General features: G+C 53.3%; 9 protein-coding genes. 5 read left to right on the top strand and 4 right to left on the bottom strand.

The annotated features are described in order from the left end of the window. Positions 1-300 (bottom strand): UPF0236 family protein (locus H5U02_06000; GenBank protein MBC7341984.1); only part of this gene is annotated, 300 nt, incomplete at its 3' end. A 91-nt stretch (positions 301-391) separates the two neighbouring features. Here H5U02_06000 and H5U02_05995 point away from each other — a divergent pair. The 5 genes from H5U02_05995 (at position 392) to H5U02_05975 (ending at position 3,526) form a co-directional block, all read left to right on the top strand. Next, complete coding sequence (locus tag H5U02_05995) at positions 392-622, top strand: hypothetical protein (GenBank protein MBC7341983.1); 231 nt, start codon at positions 392-394, stop codon at positions 620-622. Then, positions 619-1,029: a type II toxin-antitoxin system VapC family toxin gene (locus H5U02_05990; protein MBC7341982.1), complete on the top strand. Its 411-nt coding sequence runs from the start codon at positions 619-621 to the stop codon at positions 1,027-1,029. Before H5U02_05995 ends, H5U02_05990 begins: the two co-directional genes overlap by 4 nt. Before the next feature lie 78 nt (positions 1,030-1,107). Continuing rightward, positions 1,108-1,626 (top strand): phage integrase N-terminal SAM-like domain-containing protein, encoded by a 519-nt coding sequence (locus H5U02_05985; GenBank protein ID MBC7341981.1) that lies wholly within the window; start codon positions 1,108-1,110, stop codon positions 1,624-1,626. A gap of 591 nt (positions 1,627-2,217) precedes the next feature. After that, a complete protein-coding gene (locus tag H5U02_05980; GenBank protein ID MBC7341980.1) occupies positions 2,218-3,345 on the top strand; it encodes a polysaccharide deacetylase family protein in 1,128 nt (375 codons plus the stop codon). Positions 3,346-3,352: 7 nt separating this feature from the next. Beyond that, on the top strand, positions 3,353-3,526 hold the full coding sequence (locus H5U02_05975; GenBank protein MBC7341979.1) for a hypothetical protein: 174 nt from the start codon (positions 3,353-3,355) through the stop codon (positions 3,524-3,526). A gap of 469 nt (positions 3,527-3,995) precedes the next feature. Here H5U02_05975 and H5U02_05970 read toward each other — a convergent pair whose 3' ends face one another. The 3 genes from H5U02_05970 to H5U02_05960 all read right to left on the bottom strand — a co-directional run bounded on the left by H5U02_05970 (position 3,996) and on the right by H5U02_05960 (position 8,256). Beyond that, a complete protein-coding gene (locus tag H5U02_05970; protein ID MBC7341978.1) occupies positions 3,996-4,556 on the bottom strand; it encodes a hypothetical protein in 561 nt (186 codons plus the stop codon). Between the two features lie 43 nt (positions 4,557-4,599). Beyond that, a complete protein-coding gene (locus H5U02_05965; protein MBC7341977.1) occupies positions 4,600-6,753 on the bottom strand; it encodes a hydantoinase/oxoprolinase family protein in 2,154 nt (717 codons plus the stop codon). 117 nt (positions 6,754-6,870) lie between these two features. Continuing rightward, the gene (locus tag H5U02_05960) at positions 6,871-8,256 is read right to left on the bottom strand and encodes a hypothetical protein (GenBank protein ID MBC7341976.1); all 1,386 of its coding nucleotides are present in this window, start codon (positions 8,254-8,256) and stop codon (positions 6,871-6,873) included. Between the last annotated feature and the right edge of the window lie 53 nt (positions 8,257-8,309).

The following is an 8,309-nucleotide window of genomic DNA, read 5'->3' as shown; positions in this document are numbered from 1 at the left end:
CATCCTGGTAGCCAAAGAGATGGCTATCTCCTGGGTGAGGGGGCAGAAGCGCTCCCCTTCCTTTAAGCCCAGGAACTCATCCAGGGGGTAGCGGTAGGTGATACGGCCGTCGATGTTCTTCCGGTACCCCCGGCGGCAGTAGGTGATCTCAAGGCCAAACAGGGTAACGATGGTCCTTTTCCTTTTGCCTATGGACTCCCAACCGGACATAGCGCGGGTAAACTTGTTTTTCACCGCCAGGGCCTGGTCCATGGCGGTAAAAAGATGTCCCAGGTGAGAGGCATATGACCGGACCACCATCCTCAACATCCACTGCAAAATACCAGGAGGGCGGACAGAGTTATTGCTAGAAGGCAATCTGCATGTTATATTGACCTTGAGGTGGTAGACCGTGGCGGTGGACCGGTTGCTGGAGGAGATTGGAAAGCTGAGCGCCAGGGAGCGGGCCGAGCTTTTTCGGAAGCTGGGGGTGGAACCCCGGGAAGGCAAACCGGGCAAAGGCAAGAAAAGGAAGGCCGGGGGTTTTGATCCCATTGGCTTCGGCATGTGGGAGCACCGGCCCGAATTTAACGATGCAGCCGCCTGGGTAGATAAACTCCGCCGGGAGGAATGGGACCGTTGATCGTGCTGGACACAGACATATTCATCGACTACTTCCGCGGTCTTACCCAGGCAGGCGAATATCTCCGGTCTCTTTCCCTTTCCGAAAACGATTGCAGATGCACTGACATCACCGTGATGGAGCTCTTCAGAGGAGCAGAAGGCAAACGGGACCTCCAGAGAATAAAAAAGTTCCTTAGAGAGAATGGCTTTGCCAGCCTGCCGGTTACATCCCCTGCTTCTCGCTTGGCAGTCGAATTACTGGAGCAGTACGGGCTCAGCCACGGGCTGGGGATTCCTGATGCCCTTATCGCGGGAGTTGTGTTATCCGTAGGCGCCAAGTTAATTACAGGAAATTCCCGTCACTTCGATTTTATTCCCGGGCTAAGCGTCGCCCGACCACCGTACAGGTCCTTCTCTAACGTATAAGAGCTTCGCATAAGATTCCTCTTCCGGAAGGACTTCCCTCCCGTTTGCCGAATACTCCCATGAGGTGAAACACGCTCCATGAATCGCGACTTGATGACCGGATTCGCGGACTACCTCCGAAGCCGGGACGCAAGCCCGGCCACCGTTGATGCCTACCTCCGGGACCTCAACAAATTCGCCCGCTGGTATCTCGGGACCTACGGCTCGGAGCCCGAGCCCGCATCTGTCGGGCCCCTCGACATAGCCGAGTTCAAGCGCCATCTCATGAACCGGGGCCAGAAGCCGGCCACCATAAACCGGGCTCTGGCTTCCCTCTCGGCATTTTTCAGGTGGGCGAAAGACGAGGGCCTGGCTTCCGGGCACCCCACCGAAGGGGTAAAGAAGCTGAAGGAAGTGAGGCTTTCCCCGAGGTCCCTCGGGAGGAAGGAGCAGATGGCCCTCATGCGGGCGGCCCAGGCAGCCGGCCGGGCGCGGGACGTGGCCGTCATGACTCTTCTTCTCCACACCGGGCTTCGGGTGTCGGAGGTGTGCGGGCTTAACCTTGAAGACGTGCATCTCGGCGAGAGGTCGGGCGAGGTTGTCGTCGCCTTCACGTAGTCAACCAACGCCTGACCATATGCCGCCCCGGCTCACCCTTTCTGGCTTAGGTGGTCTTGGTTCGACCGCCCCGCCCACGTACCGGCTGGTATTTGGTTACCCAGCCGTACGGCTTGGCCACTTGAAGTACTCCTCAGTATTTGACGCCGAGCTGGGAACTCCTCTTTTTGACGGGGCAGGCGCAAGGGTCCGGTTTTTTTGACTTCCAAGCTAAGGGCAAAGGGCGAAACGTCGTAGTCGCCTGCTCCGATGCCATCTCGCTAGCGGATCAGCCGGAAGATTTCCTGGTAGCGGAACAGTAGGCAGACCTGGTTATCGAGCCCGGTCCTGTGATTGTCCTCTTTTTCCTCCCCTTATTTTGCCTGGCCTATGCAGCCCCATGGTGGTGGCCCCCTGAGTAGAGTATAATCTGGCAGCAGGGATGTTTACGCTGGCGGAGAATATCTTGCGGGCAGTGAGCTAGGGGGCTAGAGCTTGCTCCGAACGGAACCTGGAGGCTTGGAGGGCAACTTCAGTTTTCTGGCGTATTACGGCTGTTGCCCGAGTTAGATGGCGCCGACGGCCGGTAGGTTATGCTGGGAGGGATGGACTATGCGGCGCAAGGCCAAAGGTTACCGCATTTTAGTCCTGGTAACGGTTTTTGCAATCATCATTTCCCTAATTGCCTCCTTGTTTTATTGGGTTGTTCCCTATATGGCTGTCCGCTCCAGCTCCAACCGCTCGCCGCTCGGGCGGACCCAGCTGGCCTTGGTAGGGCAAGAGGCGGGCCAGCTAGGCCGCTCCGTGCTGAAGTCGGGCCGGCCTAAATTACCTGCTGGCGGCCAACGCTGGCCGGTGGTGGTCTTGGCATACCATGACCTGGGGTTGCCGGAAAAGGGATTGACCATTAGCGTTAACCGCCTTCAGGACCAGATTCTGGCTCTAAAAAGAAGCGGCTACTGCATTATTTCTGTCTCCGAGATGGCAAACTACTTGGAGGGCAAGTCAAGCCTCAGCGGACCAGCGGTGGTTTTGACCTTTGATGATGGCTATCGAAGCTTCTACCATTCGGCTTTTCCGCTCTTTCGGAAGTTGCGGGTACCGGCCACTGTTTTTGAGATCAGCGGGAGCGTAGGCCAGAATTGGAACCTGACCTGGAGACAACTTAGGGAAATGCAGGCGAGCGGCTTGATAACTATTGGTGCTCACACCTTTTCTTCCCATAAGCTGGTTCCTATAGGCCCGGGGCTGAGTTCTCCGGCTACTGTAGGCAGGATATTCAACCCTGGTACTGGCCAAACCGAAACCCCAAGCCAGTACCAGGCGCGCATGTTGGCAGATAGCTTGGCCTGCCAGCAAACCTTTCGCGAGCGGCTGGGCGCCCCGACTCAGTTTTTTGCTTATCCCTATGGAGCGTATAATCAGGACTTGATCCAGATTCTCCACCAAGCTGGCTATCGCTATCTGTTTTCGACTTTACCAGGAGCCAATTATCCGGGCCAGAACTTGGACGTTATCTGGCGGATCAACGCTGGCAGTCCCAACATTACTCCGTTTCGCCTCTTGGCCAGCATTCGTCACTGGAGCCGGCGTGACCGTTGGGCTGTCCACTCGGCCCCGGCTTCTCAGGTTCCGGTGGTGGTCCCACTAAAGGTCGAGCCTCAGCCAAAAGCTCCGGGCCACGCTCCACTTTTGAGCAGGCGGCGGCTAGCAATGGTTTCGGAAGCCCGCTGGTGGTGAAAGAGAAATGGAAAAAGAGATCATTATCGTGAAGGAATTCTTTTTGAGCCAGCTAGAGCACATTGACGTCAACCGGATCCAACAATGGGGCGAAGATAGGATTCGCACGAATGCTCCTTTTTCGAAAGCAGACTTGCGTTCCCTTGCGGAAAATGGAGCCAATTGCGATGTCCGGAAGTAACGATAGATAGGCCATTTAACGCTGCTAGCTTTTCCTGCATGGCTATTATACCGCAAAAACAACTTTTTGGGTGGCAGGAAATTGACCAGCGTCTGAGCTCTTGAAGGTACTTCCAACAAGCGGAAGGTATCAGCTGCCACGGTGTTAAAAGAATACCCGACTGACTAACCCGGCATCGCGCCTCTTTCGGGGGTGGACGGATTTGCCGGAACAGGCGGACGCCATGCTCCGGATGGGCCCTTGGGGATGTAGACCATCTTCGTCTTTTTGTCCTCTAAAACCCTAGAGAGGTAAAGGAAGGGACCGTGCTTTTTCCCCTTTTGGCACTGGTAGCCGCGCAAACAGCGTTGCGGCTAACCAATACCGAGGTGTCTAGAAAGACTGCTGAGACGACGGCACAGAGATGACCCAGGAGTGCCAGAGCCAGATTCCCTTGCGAAATAAGAGGAGTAGAGGAGGGAGTAGCTGCTCATTCGACGAAGTCATCAAGTTGGTAGGGGTAAAAGTCCAGCCCAAGCAGTTCTTTAGTAAAGGCATGAGCGGCAATTTCACTCAAGGCGGGCAAGGATGTCTTCAGGCTAAACCGGCCGAGTTTAAAAACGTTCACGTAATACCGCTTAGAAATCGATCCGCGTACATGTTCAAAATGATGAAATAGTTCATGGGCAATCGCCAGGTCCAGTAATGAGAAACCCTGGGGCAGCCGAAGATGATGTAAGCGATCCTGCAGAGGTTCCAAGGATTCTGGGTATATAGTTACGGTTGGGGGCTCAGGCGTATAAATGGCTCTCAACCAGCGATTGTCGCGAGCGAACTTTATACCAACACCGACTTGGTGAGCAACCTCAACTGGACCTAGTCCCGGGTAGCACGCCTTCACTTCTTGTCCTAGGCTATGCCCGGCTGCCAGTGCCTCCGAAGCCCATGCTTCTGCCTTAGCCCTGGTTATCTGGGAACCACCTCGGCTTGATAGGAGGATGGAGATAGCTACACTCAGAGCTTCACTATTTGCCGGCCTCACCCAAGTCAACCTGGTTCAACCCCCAGCCTTTAGCCAATGAAACACTGTACTTTTAGACGTGTTTTCTTGCACCTATCACTACTATAGGATAATCCTTCTCAAAGCCCGCAACTTCTGTGATCGCAAGAGATAATACTTGTTCTTCAGCCGTAAGCCCAGACAAATCCACAATCCTGCTTCCTAGCAATAGGTAAATATCTCCCAAGGTCTTGCCAACCTTATCATCGTACAGAGTTACTTTATCCAAAACATAGCTGAGAACTTCTTCGGCCTTTTCCACCTTAGTCGTCACCACTACTGGATCCGTAAACCGCAATCGGATAGCTCCGAAACGATCAACAACGCGGGACAAGCGCGTCTTGTTGGTCAATAGTCCAAACAGCTTCTTGGTCTCCTTTATCCCTTCCAGTACCCAGAACATATCCGTCTCCGCTACCACCTGGATGCTTTGAGCCGGGATCTCCATAGTTTTCGATGCCAACTGCCTGGCTTCATCGAGGGAGAGCTTTTGTTTAAAGTCTTGGACTTCCATGGCAGCGGCACCCATCGCTATAGCTTTAACCCGATTGCGCTTGCGATCAATCTCTATGCTCACGTTGACCGACCCTGGCGCCGCCCCCGCGCTTAAGGCAGCCTGTTCCGCTTCGCGTTTCACCCTAAGAATATCTTCTGGCGTGGGATCAACAATGGTACGCTCCACTACATCTCGCACCATGGCTAAGGCAGCCCCAATCGATGAAATAACCTCTGCATTGTTAGCTATTTCGTAAGGCAGCCGCATAAGCTTGGAGATAGTTGGCATCAATGCGCCGGCTCCTCCGCCCAACCCCACCAGCGTTAAGCTATGCAAATCAAGCTTGTACTCGTCGATCAATTCCATTATCACTTTCTGGCACTTGGTAGCAGATATCTCTAGGATTCGTTGGCACACGTCCTCCACTGGCAGGTTTAGTTCCTTTGCTAAGGCGCCAATTGCTTTTCGCGCTGCTTCAGCGCTACCCCTGGCATAGTCACCTTCCGGAATCAACCCTAGAGCATTGGCAGCACAAGTATTGGTTATGGCATAGGTTTTGCCATTCTTGCACTTGATTCCTACATAGTCAGAAGGATCATCAGCAAAAGGCCTTACTCTTACTACTTGCGGCTCTTCGATCTCTTCCGGCCTAGCAAAGGCCGAGTATTCCATGCCAGCAATGTGAGCACTTCTGGGGCCGACATCAATTATTCCGCTGGCAGATGCCCGTACAATGCTCCCACCAGCAATACCAATTGTCCTCACATCTAGCGAATTCAGGTAGGTGTTGTGGCCACCCACGCGAGCGTATTTTACCATGGGTTTACCAGCCCGAATGGCACCAATATCGGTAGATGTGCCGCCTACATCAAGAAAGATTCCATCGGAAATCTTTAGATACATCAAGGCGCCCGCAGCGCTAGCCGCAGGGCCTGATAGCGCGGTAAGGATGGGGCGCCTGCGCATCTCTTCAATGGACATGACCCCACCATCACCCCGCATGATCATAAGCTGGGCATTTACTCCGGCAGACTTTATGCTTTCCTCGGTCAAATTGGCAGTATCTATCATTTTCGGAAGAATACTTCCATTGATGATGGCGGTTCGCGTACGAACCGTCAAACCATACAGCTGAGAAACGTCACAGGCTGCCGTCGCGGGAATGCCCATTTCCGATGCAACTGCAATCACTCGCAGCTCACGCTCAGGATCGTCGACACCAAACGCCTCGCTGGCTACAACCACTTTGGCTCCGCGACCCATAAGTTCTTGTATGGCTTCTTTTACTCTTTCATCTGAGAAGCTGGAAACATCGATAAACGTGTGATCAACTGTCAGGTAGCGGCCAGGTGCCAACTCAATGTTTTTGACAGCTGTCTGCCCTCGCGCCAGGACGCTTTCCAGCCCTGAGCCCATGCCAATTACGCCAACTGGTGCCACGTCACCTTCCAACAGAGAGTTGGTGGCCTGGGTGGTGCTATGGGCAATTACGGAGATATCGCTAGAAGGATCAATGCAGAGCTGCTTTAGCAATCCGGAAAAGGCCTCCAGCACACCGCGAGCTACACCTTCTTTGGCGCCATGGGAGGTAAGAACGTTATATTTCCCTACGAGGTTGAGGTTTTCTGCATCTATTGCCACCGCTTTGGTGAAAGTACCGCCAACGTCTATTCCTATTCTCACCTTAGACAAAAACCATCCCTCCAAGATTTGGTACGCCTTGTGGGGCACCGAGCTTTGCGTTCTCGGCTCGGTGCCCGCAATTGGATAAGGCAACCCAAAGCTTAAATACCGCCTAGCTTTCCTCAATCAAAGAAAGAGTATAGCCGCTACTATAACCGCTATGGCACCGATGGCCCAAGTCCATGGCAACGTATGAACAAGATTCTTAGCTACAGGCGTACCAGTGTAGGAACACGCCCAAGCTACCCACGATACCGTAGGACACGTTACGGATACCATGATGATAGTCCCCACCCACCCCGCAAACAGAGCCAAGGGTGAAAAGGCACCTAAAGATACCATGGCCGTAAAAACACCTGCGCCCAAGCCCAGAATGTTGAGCGGCCCTCGGTACAGAGAAAGCGGCATGAGTAGAATGAAGAAGATTATGAATCCCAGCTTACTTGTCGGCGCAATGTGCCCCATAAGCCCTTTGATAACCAAGCTTACCTGGGGAAGAGTGACAGCCGCAAGGAGGATGCTGACAGCTATCCATAGCATGATTACCGGGGCTGCGTCAGGAAAGGCGTCGTAAATCGACTTATGGAAAATCTCAACGGTTTCCTTCCAAGAACGCCCCTTTGCAGTGGTTACAAACGCCCAGAGTATGCCAATCATGAGGGAAGGTATTACATCAATCCTAAGGAAAAAGTAAGCTAGGACTGGAATGATCGGAGAAAGCATGGCTAGCCCATTAACCCGCTTGACAGTTGACGTTTCCGGAGATCCCGTTTGCACTGCCCAAGCAGATGCATGGCCCAGCTTGGATACGTGTACCCAAACATAAACTATGGCGAAAACTAGTACTACAATGGCCATGATTATGGGCATAGGCATCAGTTGATCGAAGGCCACCTTGGTGATCCCTTGGTAGGAACCCCATAGCGTCAGATTAAGCATATATCCGGCAACAGTCGATAGCAGGTAGATGGTAGTGGCAACTTGTGCAGATACTCCTAGCGTCATCATAATCGGCAGCGCCATGACCCCGATCATGATAATTGGCCCAAGACCGTATAAGCCCACGGAAATGAAGGCAGTAGCCAGGGAAATTAGCAGCACCACTAACAGAGGCTTATCACCCCCAAGCTCCGCCGCCATACGGATGATACTTTGAGCTATGCCTGTTTTGACAAGAACTTGCCCTATCCAAGCGCCAAAGATGATTATGATAATTGTCTTTCCTTGGGCAACCGCGCCCTCAGCCAGAACCTTGTCTAGAATTACCCGCCCCGGAACTCCAGCTACCAACGGCAGAAAGATGCCCATGAGGATGAGACCTAGAATTGCTGGGATGGTCTCTCGCATAATCAAAGCTACCAAAATCGCGAAGATAATCAGGGTGAGGATGCCCGCCATGCTGCTCGGGCCAGCCTGTGCTCCCCCAGGAGCAGCTTCCGCCGCTACAAAAGGAAGAAACAAAGTAAAGAATGCTCCCAAAATAGCTGCAATAATGTTCCCGGCCTTGGTCATGGTCTCCCTCCATTCTTGCTAAGTGTTTAAGACTGGTGCTAGGACCGGCCCTT

The organism is Clostridia bacterium, assembly GCA_014360065.1.
In the GTDB taxonomy this organism is placed as follows: domain Bacteria; phylum Bacillota; class DSM-521; order Neomoorellales; family JACIYF01; genus JACIYF01.
Note: the sequence above shows the minus strand (reverse complement) of the source record. Positions and strands in the feature narration are given on the sequence as shown.

What these genes read in the sequence shown, in the direction of transcription:
- H5U02_05985 (MBC7341981.1), top strand. Translation starts at nt 1,108, where the DNA reads ATGAATCGCGACTTGATGACCGGATTCGCGGACTACCTCCGAAGCCGG.
- H5U02_05980 (MBC7341980.1), top strand. Translation starts at nt 2,218, where the DNA reads ATGCGGCGCAAGGCCAAAGGTTACCGCATTTTAGTCCTGGTAACGGTT.
- H5U02_05975 (MBC7341979.1), top strand. Translation starts at nt 3,353, where the DNA reads ATGGAAAAAGAGATCATTATCGTGAAGGAATTCTTTTTGAGCCAGCTA.
- H5U02_05960 (MBC7341976.1), bottom strand. Translation starts at nt 8,256, where the DNA reads ATGACCAAGGCCGGGAACATTATTGCAGCTATTTTGGGAGCATTCTTT.